The sequence below is a fragment of the Amycolatopsis sp. MtRt-6 genome, assembly GCF_017308975.1.
Classification (GTDB): Bacteria; Actinomycetota; Actinomycetes; order Mycobacteriales; family Pseudonocardiaceae; genus Amycolatopsis.
This window is the reverse complement of record NZ_JADWPD010000043.1, coordinates 40159-57388: the sequence shown is the minus strand read 5'-3', so window position 1 is coordinate 57388 and position 17230 is coordinate 40159. Positions and strand designations below refer to the sequence as shown.

13 protein-coding genes are annotated in these 17230 nt (G+C 71.9%); 3 read left to right on the top strand and 10 right to left on the bottom strand.

Annotation, left to right across the window (positions count from 1 at the left end; translation table 11 throughout):
* Positions 1 to 10 precede the first annotated feature (10 nt).
* Complete coding sequence (locus I4Q55_RS44390) at positions 11 to 985, bottom strand: substrate-binding domain-containing protein (RefSeq protein WP_206796817.1); 975 nt, start codon at positions 983 to 985, stop codon at positions 11 to 13.
* Between the two features lie 368 nt (positions 986 to 1353).
* Between I4Q55_RS44390 and I4Q55_RS44385 the strand changes: the two genes are divergently transcribed.
* Positions 1354 to 2481 carry a CapA family protein gene (locus I4Q55_RS44385; protein ID WP_206796816.1) on the top strand — a complete coding sequence of 376 codons (1128 nt, stop codon included), beginning with the start codon at positions 1354 to 1356 and terminating at the stop codon, positions 2479 to 2481.
* A gap of 150 nt (positions 2482 to 2631) precedes the next feature.
* Here the strand turns inward: I4Q55_RS44385 and I4Q55_RS44380 are convergent, their stop codons facing one another.
* The 4 genes from I4Q55_RS44380 to I4Q55_RS44365 are packed head-to-tail and all read right to left on the bottom strand — an operon-like array spanning position 2632 to position 6621.
* Complete coding sequence (locus I4Q55_RS44380; protein WP_206796815.1) at positions 2632 to 3639, bottom strand: polyprenyl synthetase family protein; 1008 nt, start codon at positions 3637 to 3639, stop codon at positions 2632 to 2634.
* Positions 3639 to 5027, bottom strand: a complete 1389-nt coding sequence (locus I4Q55_RS44375) for a family 2B encapsulin nanocompartment shell protein (protein ID WP_206796814.1) — start codon at positions 5025 to 5027, stop codon at positions 3639 to 3641. Before I4Q55_RS44375 ends, I4Q55_RS44380 begins: the two co-directional genes overlap by 1 nt.
* On the bottom strand, positions 5024 to 5206 hold the full coding sequence (locus I4Q55_RS44370) for a hypothetical protein (RefSeq protein WP_206796813.1): 183 nt from the start codon (positions 5204 to 5206) through the stop codon (positions 5024 to 5026). Before I4Q55_RS44370 ends, I4Q55_RS44375 begins: the two co-directional genes overlap by 4 nt.
* Positions 5206 to 6621, bottom strand: coding sequence for a family 2B encapsulin nanocompartment shell protein (locus I4Q55_RS44365; protein ID WP_206796811.1), 1416 nt, complete (start codon positions 6619 to 6621; stop codon positions 5206 to 5208). Before I4Q55_RS44365 ends, I4Q55_RS44370 begins: the two co-directional genes overlap by 1 nt.
* Before the next feature lie 475 nt (positions 6622 to 7096).
* Between I4Q55_RS44365 and I4Q55_RS44360 the strand changes: the two genes are divergently transcribed.
* Both I4Q55_RS44360 and I4Q55_RS44355 read left to right on the top strand, forming a co-directional pair.
* Positions 7097 to 7864: a DUF4239 domain-containing protein gene (locus I4Q55_RS44360; RefSeq protein WP_206796810.1), complete on the top strand. Its 768-nt coding sequence runs from the start codon at positions 7097 to 7099 to the stop codon at positions 7862 to 7864.
* The gene (locus I4Q55_RS44355) at positions 7861 to 9201 is read left to right on the top strand and encodes a hypothetical protein (protein WP_206796809.1); all 1341 of its coding nucleotides are present in this window, start codon (positions 7861 to 7863) and stop codon (positions 9199 to 9201) included. Before I4Q55_RS44360 ends, I4Q55_RS44355 begins: the two co-directional genes overlap by 4 nt.
* A 3-nt stretch (positions 9202 to 9204) precedes the next feature.
* On the opposite strand, the gene I4Q55_RS44350 is transcribed toward I4Q55_RS44355, so the two are convergent.
* The 5 genes from I4Q55_RS44350 to I4Q55_RS44330 all read right to left on the bottom strand — a co-directional run bounded on the left by I4Q55_RS44350 (position 9205) and on the right by I4Q55_RS44330 (position 17203).
* Positions 9205 to 10221 carry an autoinducer 2 ABC transporter substrate-binding protein gene (locus tag I4Q55_RS44350; RefSeq protein ID WP_206796808.1) on the bottom strand — a complete coding sequence of 339 codons (1017 nt, stop codon included), beginning with the start codon at positions 10219 to 10221 and terminating at the stop codon, positions 9205 to 9207.
* A gap of 339 nt (positions 10222 to 10560) precedes the next feature.
* Complete coding sequence (locus tag I4Q55_RS44345; RefSeq protein WP_206796807.1) at positions 10561 to 11793, bottom strand: glycoside hydrolase family 88 protein; 1233 nt, start codon at positions 11791 to 11793, stop codon at positions 10561 to 10563.
* 209 nt (positions 11794 to 12002) lie between these two features.
* Complete coding sequence (locus I4Q55_RS44340; protein ID WP_206796806.1) at positions 12003 to 13226, bottom strand: hypothetical protein; 1224 nt, start codon at positions 13224 to 13226, stop codon at positions 12003 to 12005.
* 87 nt (positions 13227 to 13313) lie between these two features.
* A complete protein-coding gene (locus I4Q55_RS44335) occupies positions 13314 to 14252 on the bottom strand; it encodes a pentapeptide repeat-containing protein (protein ID WP_206796805.1) in 939 nt (312 codons plus the stop codon).
* A gap of 17 nt (positions 14253 to 14269) precedes the next feature.
* Positions 14270 to 17203: a BTAD domain-containing putative transcriptional regulator gene (locus tag I4Q55_RS44330; RefSeq protein ID WP_206796804.1), complete on the bottom strand. Its 2934-nt coding sequence runs from the start codon at positions 17201 to 17203 to the stop codon at positions 14270 to 14272.
* Positions 17204 to 17230 lie beyond the last annotated feature (27 nt).

Here is a 17230-nt window from a genome sequence, read left to right as displayed (position 1 = left end):
GGGAAGGCGGTCAGGTGCAGTTGACGCCGGCCTGCTTGTAGTTGTCCTTGTTGACGATCGTGGTCTTGGCGATCGTCTCGGCGGGCAGTTCCTTGCCGTTCTTGACCTTGTCGACCAGCACCTGGATCGCCGAGCGGCCGACCTCGGCGCCGGAGATGTAGAGCGCGGCCTTGTTGCCGGTGTCCTTGCCGGCGGCCCAGTCCTTGCAGTCGAGGTACGCGCCGAGCCCGACGCCGATGATGTTGTCCGGCGTCACGCCGGAGTTGGCCAGCGCGGTCACGACACCGGTCTCGTTCTCGTCGTTGCAGCCCCAGACGACCCAGTGCTTGACGCCCGGGTTCGAGCCGATCACCGCGCCGGAGCGGTTCTGCGCGTCGACGGGGGAGTTGTCGGTGCCGACGTCGATGACCTGGACGTCGGCGCCCGCGGCCTTGGCGAACGCGGCCTTCGCGGCGTTGACGCGGTCGGTGCAGACGGTCAGGTCCTGCTTGTAGGCGCTGATGATCTTCGTGTCGGCGGCGGCCCAGCCCGCGGCCTTGAACAGCTTCCCGGCCTCGGTGCCGACCGAGTCGCCCATCTGGCTGCCGTTGAAGCCGACGAACGGGGCCTTCGCACCGGTGCCGTCCTTGATGACGTCGTCCGAGGCGATCAGCGGGATGCCCGCGCTCCTGGCCTTGTCGATCACCTGCGGGCCGATCGCCTGGTCCGGGACGACGATGGCGATGCCGTTGGCGCCCTGGGCGACCGCGGCGTCCAGCTCGGTGATCGCCTTGTTGGCGTCCTGGCCGAGGTTGACCACCTTGAGCTCGACGCCGAGCTCCTTCGCCTTCTCCTGTGCCCCCTGCGCCTGCTCGACGAAGTACTGCTGGTCACCCTGTTTCTGCAGGTAGTACAGGGTGATCTTGCCGTTGGCGGGCGCCTGCTGCTGGGGCGCCGCGGTGTCTTTTCCGGAGGAGCAGGACGCCAGCAAGGCGCCGGAAATCAAACAACAACCAACAACGCGCCAGGTCCGGAACCTGTGCGGGTATGTGGACATCGAGTACTCCCATGGGGCCGAGGTCGAGTGGATCGGATCGGGTCGGGAAGTGACTCGTATTACAAAACACCCCTTCGAGGAGCGTCAAGGCGCAGTTAGCGGAGCGAGACCTACTCTGTGTAGTCACGCCGTCGCGTCGATGGGGGTCATTTATCGTATTTTTTCCACCCTGGGCTGCGCGTTGTCCGGTTTTGTCTCGTGCTGATGTTCTGATCGGTGTTGTCGACTGTGGTGGAAGTTTCATCGCGGGCCCGGACGGCGTGGCTGTCCGATTCTCCGGGCTGGCAGGATGGCCGGATCACTCGTTAGGGGTACCGATGACGAAGCACCGCGTCGCCGCGCTCGCCGGAGTCGCCGTCCTGGTGGCCGCTTGCAGCAGCCCGCCGCAGCAGCAGGGGCCGGCGCCGACGCCCTTTCCCGAGGCGGGCACCTCGAGTGCCGCCGCCCCCGAGGGCTCGTTCAGCGTCATCGCCACCGGTGACGTCCTGATCCACCCGGCGCTGACCGAGCAGGCCGAGGCCGACGGCGGCGGGAAGATCGACTACCGGCCGCTGCTGGCCGGGATCAAGCCGCTGATCTCCGGCGCCGACCTCGGGATCTGCCACCTCGAGACGCCGCTGGCGCCGGAAGGCGGGCCGTACAGCGGCTACCCGTCGTTCAGTGCGCCGCCGGAGATCGCCGACGCGCTCAAGGACACCGGCTACGACACCTGCTCGACGTCGTCCAACCACACCATCGACCAGGGCGCCGACGGCGTCACCCGCACGCTGGACAAGCTCGACGCCATCGGCGTCAAGCACACCGGCTCGGCCCGGTCGGCCGCCGAGGCCGCGAAGCCGCTGGTCATGGACGTCCACGGCGTCAAGGTCGCCCAGGTGTCGTACAGCTTCGGGTTCAACGGCATCAAGGTGCCGGCCGGGAAACCGTGGCTGGCCAACCAGATCGACGTCGACGAGGTGCTGGCGGAGGCGCGCAAGGCCCGCGAAGCCGGCGCGCAGGTCGTGATCGCGAGCCTGCACTGGGGTGTGGAGTACCGGCACGACCCGACGGCCGAGCAGCGGTCGCAGGCCAAGCGGATCCTGGCGTCGGACGACGTCGACCTGATCGTCGGCCACCACGCCCACGTGGTCCAGCCGTTCGAGAAGATCGGCGACAAGTGGGTGGCCTACGGGCTCGGCAACAGCGTCGCCCGCCATTCGGAACCCAAGGGTGACACGGAAGAAGGCGCGGCGGCCCGCTTCCGCTTCGTCCGCGACGGCGACCGCTGGAAGGTCGACAAGGCCGAGTACGTCCCGACCCTGGTCCGGCTGGAAGCCCCGATCCGCCTGATCGACTTGTCGACATCCCCGCCGTCCGCCGCGGTCACCAAGGCCCTCCGCAACACGGACAAGACCATCCTGAGCCTCGGAGCCGACAAGTCCGGCCTCACCCGCCCCGGCCGGTAAGAGGCATCACCCGTGATCCCACGGGCATCACGTGTGATTGAGGAGGCATCAAGCGTGATCAGAGGGGCATCACGGTGATGCCCCGCCAATCACGCGTGATGCCCGCCCAATCACGCGTGATGCCCCTCCAGACACGCGTGATGCCCCGTTTCAGTGGGTTCGGGTGGTGATCAGGCGGGCCAGGGCGGCGAGTTCGGCGGTGGCGCGGGAGGGCGGGGCCGCGGCGGTGAGCTCGCGCAGGGCCTTGGCCAGCAACGCTTCCGCCTGGGCCTGGCTCCACTGGCGGCCGCCCGCGGCCTCGACGAGGGCGGCCGCGCGGGCCAGGTCGGTCTCGTCCAGGGGTTCGCGCCGGGCGTAGAGCGCGGCGAGGTCCGCGCCGGCCGTCGTGCCGGAACACAGGGCCGTCACCACCGGCAGGGACTTCTTGCGGTTCTGCAGGTCCGAGTACACCGGCTTGCCGGTGACGGCCGGGTCGCCCCAGATGCCGAGCAGGTCGTCGACGTGCTGGAACGCCAGGCCGGCCGCGCGGCCGAACGCGCCGAACCGGTCGTCGCCGCCCGCTCCGAGCGCGCACGCCGCGCCCAGCAGGGCCGCCGTCTTGCCCTCCGCCATGCGCACGCACTCGCCGGGGGTGACGTCTTCGCGTTGCTCGAAGTCCAGGTCCGCCGCCTGGCCTTCGAGCAACGCCAGCGTCGCCGCCGACAGCAGCCGCGCGTTCGCCGCCCCGCTCGGCGCCAGCACTTCGAACGCCAGGCTCAGCAACGCGTCCCCGGCCAGGATCGCCGGCCCGGTGCCGAACACCGTCCACGCCGTCGCGCGGTGCCGCCGGGTCGTGTCGCCGTCCATGACGTCGTCGTGCAGCAGCGAAAAGTTGTGCACCAGCTCGACCGCGACGGCAGTGGTGACGGCGTCGGCACTGTCCCGGCCCGTGGCTTCCGCGCACAGCAGCACCAACGCCGGCCGCAGCGCCTTGCCGCCGTCCGCCGTGGCCGCGCGCCCGTGGGCGTCCTGCCAGCCGAAGTGGTAGGAGGCGACCCGCCGCGTCGCCTCCGGCAGGCGCTTGGCGGCCGCCCGCAGCGCCGGGTCGACGAGGCCCTTGCTCCACGCGAGGACGTCGGCGAGCGGACGCGCCGCGGCGCGCGTGTTCATCGTGGTCATCAGCGGCCGATCTGGACGTCGTCGAGCACGCCGAGGGCGTCCGGCACCAGAACGGCCGCGGAGTGGTACGCGCTGACCAGGTACGAGGTCACCGCGCGCTCGTCGGTGCCGGTGAACCGGACGTTCAGCCCGGGCTGGTACTCGTCCGGCAGCGACGCCGGCCGCAGGCCGATGACGCCGGCGTCGTCCTCGCCCGTGCGCAGGGCCAGGATCGACGTCGAACCCGCGGCGCTCACCGGGATCTTGTCGCACGGCAGGATCGGCACCCCGCGCCACGCGGTGACGCGCTTGCCGTCCACGACGGCCGTGCCGGGGTACACCCGGTGGGCGGTGCACGCCCGGCCGAACGCCGCGATCGCCCGCGGGTGCGCGAGGAAGAACCGGGTCTTGCGGCGGCGGCAGAGCAGGTCGTCCATGTCCAGCGGGGTCGGCGGGCCGGTGCGGGTGGTGAGCCGCTGCTTGAGGTCGGCGTTGTGCAGCAACCCGAAGTCGGTGTTGTTGATCAGGTCGTGCTCCTGCCGCTCCCGCAGGGCTTCCACCGTCAGCCGCAGCTGCTGCTCGAGCTGGTTCATCGGCTGGTTGTAGAGGTCGGCGACGCGGTTGTGCACCCGCAGCACCGTCTGCGCGACGGCGAGGTCGTATTCACGCGGCGAAGGGTCGTAGTCGACGTAGGTGCCGGGCAGGACGGGTTCGCCGTCGTGGCCGGCGGACAGGTCGATCGCGGCTTCGCCCTTGGCGTTCTGGGGTTTCCGTGGCCGGGCGAGTGCTTCCGCGACGTGCGTGCGGAGGGCTTCGGAACGGCCGTTCAGCCGGGCGTACGCCGCGGCGGGCAGCACCAGCGCGATGACGCGGGTCGCCGCGCGCGCGGTGAACGCCCAGGTGCCCGGGTCGCGGCCGAGGAGCTCCTCGCCGAAGTGGTCGCCGTCGGTCGCGGTGCCGAGGTGGACCTCGTCGCCGTACTCGCCGGTGCCGTGCCGCGTGACCTTGCCGTGGGCGACGAGCACGACCATGTCCTGCGGCGCGCCGGCGGAAAACAGCGTCGCCCCCGGCTCGTATTCGCGTTGTTCGAAGGCGTCGGCGAGCGCGCGCAACGCCTCTTCGTCGCCGAACCCGCGGAGCAGGGCCAGTTCGGTCAGCTCGGCGGGCACCACCTGCACGCGCGCGCCGGTGTTGTAGAAGCTGACCTTGCCGTCGCCCACCGTGTAGGTCAGGCGCCGGTTGACCCGGTAGCTGCCGGCCGGGACGTCGACCCAGGGCAGCTGCGAGAGCAGCCAGCGGGTGGTGATGCCGCGCATCTGCGGCAGCGACTTCGTCGTCGTGGTCAGCGTCCGGGCCGCGGTGACGCTCAGCGACAGCTGCAGCGACGTCGTTTCTTCGGTGACTGTCACGGTTTCACGCGCCGATCGGGTTCGGGTGCTGCGGGCGGGCGGGTGCCGCCGCTACGCGGGACGATCCGCGCGGCGGCCGTGCCGAGCCCGGTCGGCCCGAAGGCCGACGCGGGCAGGCCGGTCCCGGGCCGCGGCGGTTCGACGTCCGGCTTGCGGGGCGGGGTGACCGGCTCGGGCATCACCCCTCCCGGCCGAGCTCGGCGCTTTCCAGCACCGCCAGCGCGTCGGGCACGAGCACCGCGGCCGAGTAGTAGGCGGAGACGAGGTAGGAGATGATGGCCTGCTCGCTGATGCCCATGAACCGCACGTTGAGCCCCGGCTGGTACTCGTCGGGCAGCCCGGTCTGGTGCAGGCCGACCACGCCCTGTGCTTCTTCGCCGGTGCGCATGAGCAGGACGGAGCTGGTCCGCGTTTCGGTGACGGGGATCTTGTTGCAGGGCAGGATCGGCACGCCCCGCCAGGCGGGGACCTGGTGGCCGCCGAGGTCGACGCTGCCGGGGTAGACGCCGGCCTTGGTGCATTCGCGGCCGAACGCGGCGATGGTCTTGGGGTGGGCGAGGAAGAAGCCCGGGTCCTTCCAGACGAGGGTGAGCAGCTCGTCGAAGTCGTCCGGGGTCGGCGGGCCGGTGCGGGTCGGGATGCGCTGGGCGAAGTCGGCGTTGTGCAGCAGCCCGAAGTCGGTGTTGTTGACCAGCTCGTGCTCCTGGCGTTCCCGCAGGGCTTCCACGGTGAGCCGCAGCTGCTGCTCGATCTGGTTCATCGGCTGGTTGTAGAGGTCGGCCACCCGCGAGTGGACGCGCAGCACGGTCTGGGCGACGGAGAGCTCGTACTCACGGGGGCGGGCTTCGTAGTCGACGAAGGTGCCGGGCAGGACCGGCTCGCCGTCGTGGCCGGAGGCGAGGGAGATCTCGGCTTCGCCGTGGTCGTTGCGGGCCGCGGCGCCGAGAGCCAGGTAGCCGTCGAGGTGGGCCTGGAGGGCTTCGGAGCGGGAGAGAACGTCTTCGAACGCGCTGCGCGGCAGGGTCAGCACGGTGCAGGCGGTGACGGCCTTGGCGGTGAACTCCCAGATCCCGTCCCCGCTGACCAGCGCGGTCTCCCCGAAGTGGTCGCCGTCGGCCAGGGTGCCCAGCACGACCTGGTCGCCGTAGGCGCCGGTGCCGATCTTCGTGATCTTGCCGTGGGCGAGGAGGAACACCTGGTCGGCCTGGGAGCCGAACTCCACCAGCGCGTCGCCGGGCTCGTACTCGTGCTGGGTGAACCGGCCGGCCAGCTCGGCGAGGACCTCTTCGTCGTCGAAGCCGCGCAGCGGGGCGAGCTCGCCCAGCTCGGGCGGGATGACCCTGACCTCGGCGCCGGTGGTGCTGAAGGTGACCCGGCCGTCGCCGACGGCGTAGGAAAGCCGGCGGTTGACCCGGTACGCGCCACCGGAGACCTCGACCCACGGCAGCACCTTCAGCAGCCACCGCGAGGAGATGCCCTGCATCTGCGGAACCGACTTCGTCGTCGTCGCCAGCGTCCGGGCCGCCGCCCGACTCAGGCTCGACGGCGCCTGCTCACCCGCGTCTACGGAATCCACCGGGTCGGTGACAGTCACAGCGAGAACCACCCAATCATTCGCGTTCGGCACGCGCCCGCCCCAGCGGACACGCCGGTCATGATCTGATTTTTGCCTGATATGCGCGCTGTTTCGCCGGCGCCGCGAAATCAACATAGCAACCGGACCTCGCCACACAATGCCACGATCGGGTCACCGGGTTAATCGCCAGGGGCGGCGCTTGATCATTTTCCGGTGACGACCGAAGCGGGTGGTCACGGCCTGTTTCCGGGCGTCACCCGGTCGTGAGATTCCCTGCTCGGCGGCGTCGTCCGTGGTTGCCGTGGGGTGTGAGCGCGCCGGTCGCGACCCGGGAAAACTGCGCCGAACCGGCGATTGTCGTGACCTTTTGCGGCCACTCGGATGAATTCCGCAGTTTCGGTTGTCCGACCGGAAATGGATGGCTAACTTGAGCGGTCCCGGTCGTGGAATGCGCCGGGCAGGCTTCCCGCGCTTCGCGGGCGAAAGGACCCGGATGAACATCTTCGTGGCCGGCAGTCTCTGGGTGGCCGGGGCGGCCTGCGCCGGCGGCGTGATCGCCTACCTCGTCCGCCGGGCGGGCCGGGAGGACGAGGGCAGGCCCGGCAACAACGACGCGGCCGGCCAGGTGTTCACCATCGTCGGCGGGCTGCACGCGGTCCTGGTCGCGTTCGTGCTCATCTCGCTGTACGACGAGGTGGGCACGGTGAGCCAGACCGCGCAGACCGAGGCCGACAGCCTGGTCGCGGCCAGCTGGGCGGCCGACGCGTTGCCGGAGCCGGCACGGGACCGCGTCCACCGCCTCGCGGCGGCCTACGCGCGCACGGTCGAGGAACAGGAGTGGCCACGTCTGGCCGACGGCGGCGAGGTGCCCACGACGGGCGCGACGCAGCTGGACCAGATGCGCCGGGCGGTGGCGGAGGCGCCGACCGAGAACGACTGGCAGCTGGACCGCAAGACCGAGGCGAGCGACCAGCTCTGGTCGGTCTACCAGGCCCGGCAGCAGCGGCTCGGCCACTCCGGCGCGGGCGGGGTCGGCGCGGTCGTCTGGTTCGCGCTGATCCTCGGCAGCCTGATCACCGCGCTGCTGCTGCCCAACCTCTTCGGCGGCACCCGGCCGGCCGCGCACGTCATCATCGTGTCCACGCTGGCCGGCACGATCACGTTGCTGCTGTTCGCGATCCACCAGCTGCAGAACCCGTTCAGCGGCGGGGTCAGCGTGCCGCCCGAGGCGTTCACCGCGGCGCTGGCCAGGCTGGCTTGACCGGCACGCGGCTCCGCTGGGCGGCGGTGGCCGGTGCGGCCGTGGCGGTTTCGGCGCTGCCGGCGGTGACGGGCGGCCTCGCGGAGGCGCGGGAGCCCGGCGGCTGCACGGTCCTGCAGGCGGAGAACGAACGCGAAGGCGCGCCGACGACGTTGCGGCTGCTGACGCTGCCCGGCGGCGTCACCCAGCGGGTGACCCGGGCCGGGTACCGGCTCAACGCGCTGGGTTACTCCGCCGCGCAGGACGTGGTCTACGGCGTCGCCGACGGCACTCGCACCGGCCGGTACCACGGCGCGCACGCGGTGCGGATCGACGCCGGCGGCACGGTCACCGACCTGGGCGTGCTCGGCCGGGCGGGGCCGCGGAGTCCGGTGTGGAGCCCGGCCACCGGCGCCACCGCGGGCGCGGTCGACGGCGACCGCTGGTACGTGCGCCAGGGCAGCGATCTGTACACAGTGGACATCGAGCGGGCGAGCCGGGACTACGGGCGGGTGGTGCACCGGACGGCGCTGCGGCCGGTGTCGCTCGCCGTCGGCGTCGACGACTTCGCCTTCGACCCGGCGGACGGGCTCCTCTACGGCGTCTCGGCGACCTCGCGCGGCGCCGGTTCGGTGGTCACGCTCGACCCGTCGAGCGGCGAGGTCGCGGTGGTGCCCGGGTTGCGGTTCCCCGAGGGCGGCGCGTACGGGTCGGTGGTGCTCGCCCCCGGCACGATCTACGCCACCGCCAACCGCGAAGGGCGGCGCAGTGTCACCTACCGCCTGCCGCGCGACGGTTCGGGCCAGGCCGCCGAAGTCGTGAGCGGGCCGGCCCTGGCGAGCGGCGACGCGGCCGGGTGCGTCACCGAGCCGCCGTCGCTGTCGCCGCCGCCCTGGACGCCGCCGGGCCAGTCTTCGCCCCCGCCCTGGACGCCGCCGGGCCAGTCTTCGCCCCCGCCCTGGACGCCGCCGGGCCAGTCTTCGCCCCCGCCGTCGACGCCGCCTGGCCAGTCGTCGCCGCCCCAGCCGCCCCCACCGCCCCGGACCGAACAGCCGCCGGCTCCCCCGGCACCGGAGCCGTCCCCGCCGCCACCGCCGGTGGAGCAGCAGCCCGTCGTCGTGCCGCCGTCCCCGGCACCCCGGCCCACGCCTGCGCCGGTGGTCACGCCGACGCCGCCCACCTCGGCCCCGCCCGCTCCGCCGCCGACGACGCCGCGCGCGCGTCCGGAGAAGGAGCCCGAGCCGGTGGCCCAGGACGCCGGACGGCGGACCGAGGAGAAACGCCGCTGGGGACTCGCGGCGCTGCTGCTCGTGCTCGGCGGGGGCGCGGCGGTCGCTCACCGGCGACGGCACCGGTGAGCGTCAGTACTTGAACTGGTCGACGTTGTCGGCGGTGATGAGCAGGGGGTCGCCCAGCAGGACGGTCTTCGTGGCCGCGTCGTACTTCACCGACGGCAGCTCCAGGCTCACCTTGTTGACGGCCTGCAGCGGCTTGCCGTCGGCGACCTGCTTCGCCGTCCACGCGGTCAGGTAGCCGAGCGACTCGACGTTCCACAGCACCGACTGCGAGCAGGAGCCGTCGAGCAGGAACGGCTTGATGGCCTGCGGCGTCCCGACGCCGACGGTGAACACCCGGCCGATCTTCTGCTCGTCGCCGACGGCCTTGGCGACGCCGGGCGCGGACGTCGTGCACTCGCCGATCAGGCCGGTCAGGCCGGGGTGGCGGGCCATGAGCTGCTTGGCGAGGGCGGTCGCGGTTTCCTCGTCTTCACCCGCGTACACGGTCTCGACGAGCTCGGCCTTCGGGTAGCGCGCGGCCGCGTACTCCTTCTGGACCGCGATCCACGCGTTGAGGTTCGCCGCGGCCGGGCCACAGGAGACGATCGCGTACTGGCCGGTGCCGCCGGTCTTCGCCATCAGCGCGTCGACGAGCGCGGTGCCGATGCCCTGCGCGCTGGCCTGGTTGACGAACACCTCGCGCTGCGTGCCCGGCGCGTCGGTGTCCGAGGTGAGCACGTGGATGCCCGTGGCCCGCGCCTCGGCGATCACGCCGGCGAGCGCGGCCGGGTCGTTCGGCGCCACCACGATGACGTCGACCTTCTTCGCGATGAGGTCGCGCATGATCGTCACCTGCGCGGCCGGGTCGACGGTCAGCGGTCCGGTCGTGTGCCACGCGACGCCTAGCTGTTTCGCCGCTTCGAGCCCGCCGTTGTGCATCGCGTCGAAGTAGGGGATGCCGCGCACCTTGGGCACGAACTCGATCCGGGTCGGCGCCGGCGCGGGCGTGCTGCCCAGCTGGTCCGAGCAGCCTCCGAGCGCGAGCGCCGCCACCAGCGGCAACGCCGCGACCAGCCGGAAGGTCTTCGTCGGCCCTCGCATTCCCACCCATTCCTCAGGACTTTCGATCGGTCTGCGCACGGTGAAGACCAAGGGCGAACGTAGGGCCCCGGGTAACTGTGGTCAACGGGATGTGCGCAAAGGGTTACGGAAGTGAGTTCTGCTGCGAGGGGTGCCGGAGGTGGATGCCCTGGTCGGCCGCGGTTGGTTACGGAGAGTGGTGACAGGCTAGCGCCCCAATGTGGCCTTCGGTGCGTTGAACGCACCGAAGGCCACATTGGGTGCGTTCAACGCAACCAAGGCCACATTGGGGCGCTTGGGGTGGGTGCTCGGCACGGCGCTCGGCCACGCCGAGGTGCGCGCGCACCGAACCGGACGGCGCTAGACGCTCGAAAGGTCGATCGCGCGGTCGGCCTTGGGCCGGTCGAGCACCCGCAGGATCGCTTCCAGCAGGTAGTAGTCGGCGTAGGGCAGCGACACCTCGATGCCGTCCTCGGCCGGCCGGTGCCGGGTGCAGCGGGCCACGCTCGCCTCGGCGCGGGCGGAGTTCGTCGTCAGGCACGTCCGGGAGACCGCGGTGAGGATCCGCAGCGCGCTGTCCCGGTAGTGCGGGCGGTGCGTCAGCTCCGCCAGGTCGAGCAGGCCGCACGCCATGATCACGCCCGCGGACGCGTCCTTGATGTCGTGGGGTGCCTGCGGGGCCAGGTAGTCCCAGACCGGCACGTTGTCGGGCGTCAGCCGCGACAGCGCGAAGTCCGCGAGCCGCCGGGCGGTGGTCAGGAACTCCGCGTCGCCGGTGCGCCGGTGCATCGTCGTGAACCCGTAGAGGCCCCAGGCCTGCCCGCGCGACCAGCACGACGCGGGGCTGTAGCCCTGGACGGTGTTCGGCCCGATCGGCGCGCCCGTCACCGGGTCGAAGTCGAACACGTGCGGCGACGACCCGTCGGGTCGCAGGAAGTTCCGCTGCGCCGTCTTCGCGTGCGCGACGGCGATCTCGAGGTACTTCGGGTCCTGCGTCTGCGCGCTGGCGAACGCGAGCAGGTCGAGGTTCATCATCGTGTCCATGATGACGCGGCCGGCGTTGTTCGGGTCGGACAGCGCTCCCCAGGCGCGGATGAACCGGCCCGCCGGGTTGTAGCGCTTGATCAGCGACGACGCGGCCTGCACCGCGCCCGCCCGCCACTTCTCGTCGCCGGTGAGCCGCCAGGCGGTGACCCACGAGGGGTAGAAGAGGAAGCCGAGGTCGTGCGTGGTCGTGTCGTCCCGGCGCGGCGCGAGTTTTTCGGCCGAAGCCAGCGCGAGGGCCTTGAATTGTTCCTCGCCGCTGTGCAGCCAGGCCAGCCACAGCTGGCCGGGCCAGAATCCGCCGACCCAGTCGCCGTTCTGCGAATAGGTCCATTTCTCGAACTTCGTGCCGACCGGAAACGCGGTCACGCCGGGAGCCACCGCGCGGAGCTTGGCCACCGCGTAATCGGCCGCTTGGCGGAGCGTCCGGGTGGCCGAAGCCGCATCGACATTTTCGGGAGTGGCCGCGGTGGCCGGGGAAGTACTGGTGCCCACCGCCACCGCGGCACCGGCCGCGCTGGTCAGCAGGGTTCTCCGGGAAACGCTCACAGTGTCCGCCGTTCCGTGATTCCGGGGTCGGAAGAGTGCCCGGAATTTTCGCACAATCGGCGGGTTGTTGTACACCCGGCGGAAGTGGGTTCACGGTTGTGAAAAGTGTGCCGCTGAGCGGAGCGCCGCGGAAATGGGCGAAGGCCCGGCGGGGGACACCGGGCCTTCGCTATTGTCGCGGGTGAGGGCAGTCAACCACGCGACGATTTTCAGCAGTGCGGGGCGACCGGCTGGTCGGAACCCGTCTGCAGGTAGGTGTCCGACACGTAGTGCCCGGGGCCGATCCGGTCCCAGATGTTGCTCGTGCCGAACTTGCCGGTGACGGTGTCACCCTCGACGTAGCACTCGATGTTCACCTTGGCGTAGTTCGCCGCGAGGCCCTTGACGGCGGCCGAGGTGCTGGCGCTCGCCCGGACGTTCATCGGGTCGCCCGCCGTGCTGACGACACCGGTCGGGCCGGAGCCGGTCCACAGGTAGGTGACGTTCACGTTGCCGTTGTCGGACATGCCGAGCCCGTCCCAGAAGACGCCGTCGGCGAGGTCGATGCCGGCCGGGTTCGCGACCTTGTAGCCGAGGCCGCTCTTGCCGCCGTTGTAGCCGTTGTAGTAGGCGGCGTACGCCTCGGGCTGGCCCTGCGGCAGGTCCTTGAACTTGGTCCGCACCGAAGCCGGGTTCCAGTAGTCGTCCTGCTCGTTCCACGGGCCGACGTCCCACACCGGCGCGTACTCGCACTTGCTGCCGTCGGTGCGGCAGACGCGCACGGAGTAGTTGCCGGTGCCCTTGGGGGACAGCGACTTGCCCGAGGGCAGCGCGACGAAGTGGTCCCGGGCGGTGATCACGTGGCCGTTGGCGGTGGTCCGGCCGGTCAGGCCTTCGCGCGTGCCGTAGACCTTGTAGGTCAGCTCGGTCCCGGCGGTCACGGCGTTGGCCTGCGGCGCGCTGTCGGCGCTGAGCGCGACGTTCTTGACCGCGGGCCGCACACCGTCGGTGGTGCTGTGCAGGCTGATCCGCACCTGCACCTCGCTCACGGAGCTCTTCAGCGTGGTGCCGGCGGGCGTCCACTCGGTCCAGTCGTGCGCGCCGGTCCGGCCGCGGACGTCGACGTCGATCGAAGTGCCCTTGGGGGTGTCGGCGGTCAGTTCCGCGCTGACGCGGTTGGCCGGCGAGCCCAGCTTGTGCCCGGCGGTGACGAGGGTGCCCTCGCTGCCGGCGAACACCCGGGCGGTTCTGTGCCACGCGGCGTCGGCCAGGGTGAGCGTACCGCCCGCACCGGTGACGTTGACGTCGTCGCCATCCACAATGGACAGATCGGCGGACCAGTGGGCGCCGGCGGGCGCGGTGGCGGCCTGCGCGGGGGCTCCGGCCAGCGCCGTCACCGCCCCGGCGGCCAGGACCGCCGCTGTCACGCGGCCGGCCTTCATGTTCCGGATCATCCCCGGTTCTCCTCTCGCACCTGTTCGTTCGAAGGTGGCGAAAGACTGACGGGGCGGCGTACATGATCCGTACAAGCGGATTGTGCGTCAGGCGCCGGGCAGCAGAAGTCCCGGTGGCGGGGTCTCCCACGGATCGAACACCGGAGGCGTGGTGTAGTCGCCGGGACCGACCTGGGAGAGGTCGACTTCGCCGCCGGTGAACTTGGCCCCGCGGAAGGTCACTTCACCACCGGTGAAGGCGGCGCCCTCGAACTGGACGCGGCCGCCGCCGAACTCGGCGTTGTCGAACGTCACCCGGGTGCCGTCGGCGAACTCCGCGCCGCCGAACCAGACTTCGCCGCCGCTGACGCGCATTCCGTCGAACGAAACCCAACCGCGGCGGAACCGGGCCAGGCTGAACAGGAGCCGGCCGCCGCTCACCTCGATGTCCGCGAAATCCGCGGAACGGAGGACGGCCCGCAGGAAGTTGAACTCGTGGCCCTGCCAGCTGACCGGCGCGCCCGGGCGGAGGTGGTCGCTGATCACGGACGTGATCGAGAAGCGCACTTCGGTTTCCTCGTCGTGGTACCACGGCGAATCCAGTGTGGGCTCGTACGGCATCCGCAGGTACGCGCACAGCACGTCGATGCACACCTGGCGCTGCTCGGTCCACTCGTCGGCGAGGCTCGCGATGGCGTACACCCCGGCGAGCCGGACGGCCGGCTTCTCGTGGCCGATCTGGGCGCACGCGGTGGCGAAGCGCTCGTTCAGGACCTTGACGTGCTCGCGTGCTTCGGCCGCCTCGCCGATGCGCTGCTTCCGGTAGGCGACGACGAGCGCGACCACCCCGCCGACACCCGCCACGACCGACAGGGCGATCTTGATGACGTTCAGCCGGGTGTCCGGGCCCGGTGCGGACGGCAGTCCCAGCGCCAGCCACAGGAGCACGGTCGCGGCCGCGAACACGCCGAGCCCGATCAGGACCACCACGACGAGGTGTCTCCCGATCGGCCACAGCCCCGCGGCCCGGCCACGCCGGGAGTTCACCGGAGGCACGGTCCGGCTCAGGCAGACGCGATGTGCGGCCGTTCCGCCACGACCACCGGCGGCTCCTGCGGCCGCGTCGACAGCTCGCGCCAGATCGCCAGCGCCCGCTCCGAGTAGTCCCGCGACCGCTCCGGCTGCGACAGTGCCCGGTGCAGCTCCCCGAGCAGCTGCGAGACCTCCGCCTCCGACCGCCGGTCGCCGTTGCGGCGGTGCACCGCCAGCGAGTTCACCAGCAACAGCTGCGCGTGCGCGAAGTCCCCGCTGTGCAGGCACAGCTCACCGAGGTTCTGGTTCGCGTACCCCACGCAGTGGTCGTCACCGAGGTCGGTGAAGATCGCGATCGCCCGGTCGACGTGCTCGCGGGCCGCCGCCAGGTTGCCCTGGTGCTGGAACAGCAGGCCCAGCCGCTTCAACGCGTGGGCCTCGCGGTGGCGGTCGCCGATCGCCGCCGTCAGCTCCAGCGCGTCGGTGATCCAGCGCTTCGCCGCCGCGTAACACCCTCGGGACATCCAGACCGCGCCCGCGCTCAGGCGGGCCACCGCTTCGCCGTTCGGGTCGCCGGCCTCCGCGAACAGCTTCAGCGCCTCGTGGCAGTGGTCGAGGGCCAGGTCGTCCTCACCCTCGATGCGCAGGATCGTCGAGAGCCCGGTCAACGCGACGGCGACGCCCTGGACGTCCCCGACCGCGTCGAACAGCTTCTTCGACTCCTCGAACGCCACCCGGGCCCCGGCGTACTCGTCCTGGTAGAGCAGGTACTGGCCGAGGTTGCGCTGGACGATCGCCTCGGCACGCGCCGAGCCCGTCCGGCGGGCCGACACCAGGGCGATCAGGTGCGTGCTGTGCCAGTCGTCCTGCGGCCCGCGCAGGTCGAAGTACGGCGTCAGCGCCGAAGCCAGTTGCCAGGCCAGGTCGTCGAAGCCGTGCTGGGCGGCCAGCGAAACCGCCGCCACCGTCGTGCGCCGCTCGGCCGCGAACCACTCGGCCGGGTCCTCGGGCAGCACGCCGTCGGGCACCGCCGGACGCGGCAGCTCGTCGTCGCAGTACATCCCGAAGAAGTGCAGCGGCATCCGGCGCGCCGCCTCGAGCGCGAGCCCCAGGTAGCCCTCCAGCACCCGCCGCAGGCCGGCGCGGGTCTTGGCCGCGTCACTGCGCTCGGCGAGCTCCACCGCGTACACGCGCAGCAGGTCGTGCAGCCGGTAGCGCGGCTGGCCCGCCGAATCCGAGCCGACGAGCTCGACGAGGTGGCCGTCGACCAGTACGTCCAGCACGTCCTCGGCCTCGCGGCGGCCCAGCACGGCCGCGACCGCCCACGCCGGGAACTGGACCGGCCCGAGCAGCCCCAGCCCGCGGAACGCGGTGGCCGCCGACATCGGCAGCAGGTCGTAGGACAGCGTCACGCTCGCCCGGACGGCGAGGTCGCCGACGCGCAGCTCGTCGAGCCGGCGGCGCTCGTCGCCCAGCCGGTCGGCCAGCAGCCGCAGCGTCCAGCCCGGCCGGTGCGTCAGCTTCGCGCCGGCCACCCGGATCGCCAGGGGCAGGTGCCCGCACTGGCGCAGGATCGCCGCGGCGCTCTCCGGCTCGGCGGCCACCCGCTCGGCGCCGACGATGCCCTGCAGCAGCCGCGCGGCCTCGGCCTCCGGCAGCAGGTCGACGTCCACCGGCTTCGCGCCGTCGAGCCCGGGCAGCCGGATCCGGCTGGTCACCAGCACCGCGCAGGCGCCGGCGCCGGGCAGCAGCGGGCGCACCTGGGCCTCGCTGCCGGCGTCGTCGAGCACGACGCACATCCGCCGGCCGGCCAGCCGCGACCGCAGCAGCGCCGACCGCTCGGCCAGCTCGCGGGGGAGACCGGCGTCCGGGATGCCCAGCGTGCGCAGGAGCTCGGCGAGCACGCTCATCGGCGCCCGCGGTGACGACGACGTGCCGGCCAGGTCGACGTGCAGCTGACCGTCGGGGAACTCGTCGCGGACCGCGTGCGCGACCCGGACGGCGACCGCGGACTTGCCGACGCCGGGCGCGCCCGACAGCACGATCACCGCGGGCGTGCCGGAGTCCGCGCGCTCCCGCAGCAGGGTGACGACGTCGTGGATCAGCGCGTCGCGGCCGGTGAAGTCCGGCAGGTCGAGGGGGAGCTGGCAGACCGGGGCGACGTCGGCGGGGCGCCCGGGGGCGGCGCTTTCCGGCACGAGGGTCGCGCGCAGCTCGCGCAGCCGGGCCCCCGGTTCGGCGTCGAGCTCCTCGCGCAGGACCCGCTCGGCCGACTCGTACGCCTCGATCGCGTCGCCGGTCCGGCCCGCGGCGCGCAGCGCGACGATCAGCTGGGCCCAGAGTTCTTCGCGCAGCGGGTGCTCGGTGACGAGCCCGCGCAGCTCGGCGATGGCCTCGCCGGAGCGGCCGAGGCCGATCCGGGCCCGGAGGCGCTGCTCCTGCACCGACAGCCGCAGCTCGGCGAGCCGGGCGACGGTCGCGCCCCAGCTGTGGTCGTGCGGCAGGCCTTCGAGGACTTCGCCGCGCCAGAGGGCGTCGGCCTTGTCGAGAAGTTTGAGGGCGCTCTCGGCTTCGCCGCCGTCGAGCGCTTCCTGCGCTTCGCCGGCGAGGGCGGCGAAGGCGAGGTGGTCGAGTTCGTCCGGCGACGCGGTCAGCAGGTAGCCGGAAGCCCGGCTGCTGATCCGCTCGCCCAGGTCGGGGTGGATCTCCGCGAACCGTCTTCGCAGCGAATGCACGTACGTGCGGATGTTCGCCGCGGCCGACCGCGGCGCCGATTCCGGCCACAGCACTTCCACCAGCACGTCGGTCGAGACGACGACGTTCGGCTGCAGGGCCAGGGCGGCCAGCAGCAGCCGGGGCTTCGGGCCGCCGAGGGCGATCACCTGCCCGGCGGCGGTGACCTCCAGCGGACCGAGGACGCGGATGGTAAGCGAGGTGGTCTCAACCTGCCCGATGAGTTCCCCCATGTCCCGGACTCTAGGACCCGTCCGGCG

Coding starts and splice junctions, on each gene's coding strand:
- I4Q55_RS44350 (WP_206796808.1), bottom strand. CDS start 10,221: ATGCGAGGGCCGACGAAGACCTTCCGGCTGGTCGCGGCGTTGCCGCTG.
- I4Q55_RS44330 (WP_206796804.1), bottom strand. CDS start 17,203: ATGGGGGAACTCATCGGGCAGGTTGAGACCACCTCGCTTACCATCCGC.
- I4Q55_RS44370 (WP_206796813.1), bottom strand. CDS start 5,206: ATGCCCGAGCCGGTCACCCCGCCCCGCAAGCCGGACGTCGAACCGCCG.
- I4Q55_RS44360 (WP_206796810.1), top strand. CDS start 7,097: ATGAACATCTTCGTGGCCGGCAGTCTCTGGGTGGCCGGGGCGGCCTGC.
- I4Q55_RS44380 (WP_206796815.1), bottom strand. CDS start 3,639: ATGACCACGATGAACACGCGCGCCGCGGCGCGTCCGCTCGCCGACGTC.
- I4Q55_RS44385 (WP_206796816.1), top strand. CDS start 1,354: ATGACGAAGCACCGCGTCGCCGCGCTCGCCGGAGTCGCCGTCCTGGTG.
- I4Q55_RS44340 (WP_206796806.1), bottom strand. CDS start 13,226: ATGATCCGGAACATGAAGGCCGGCCGCGTGACAGCGGCGGTCCTGGCC.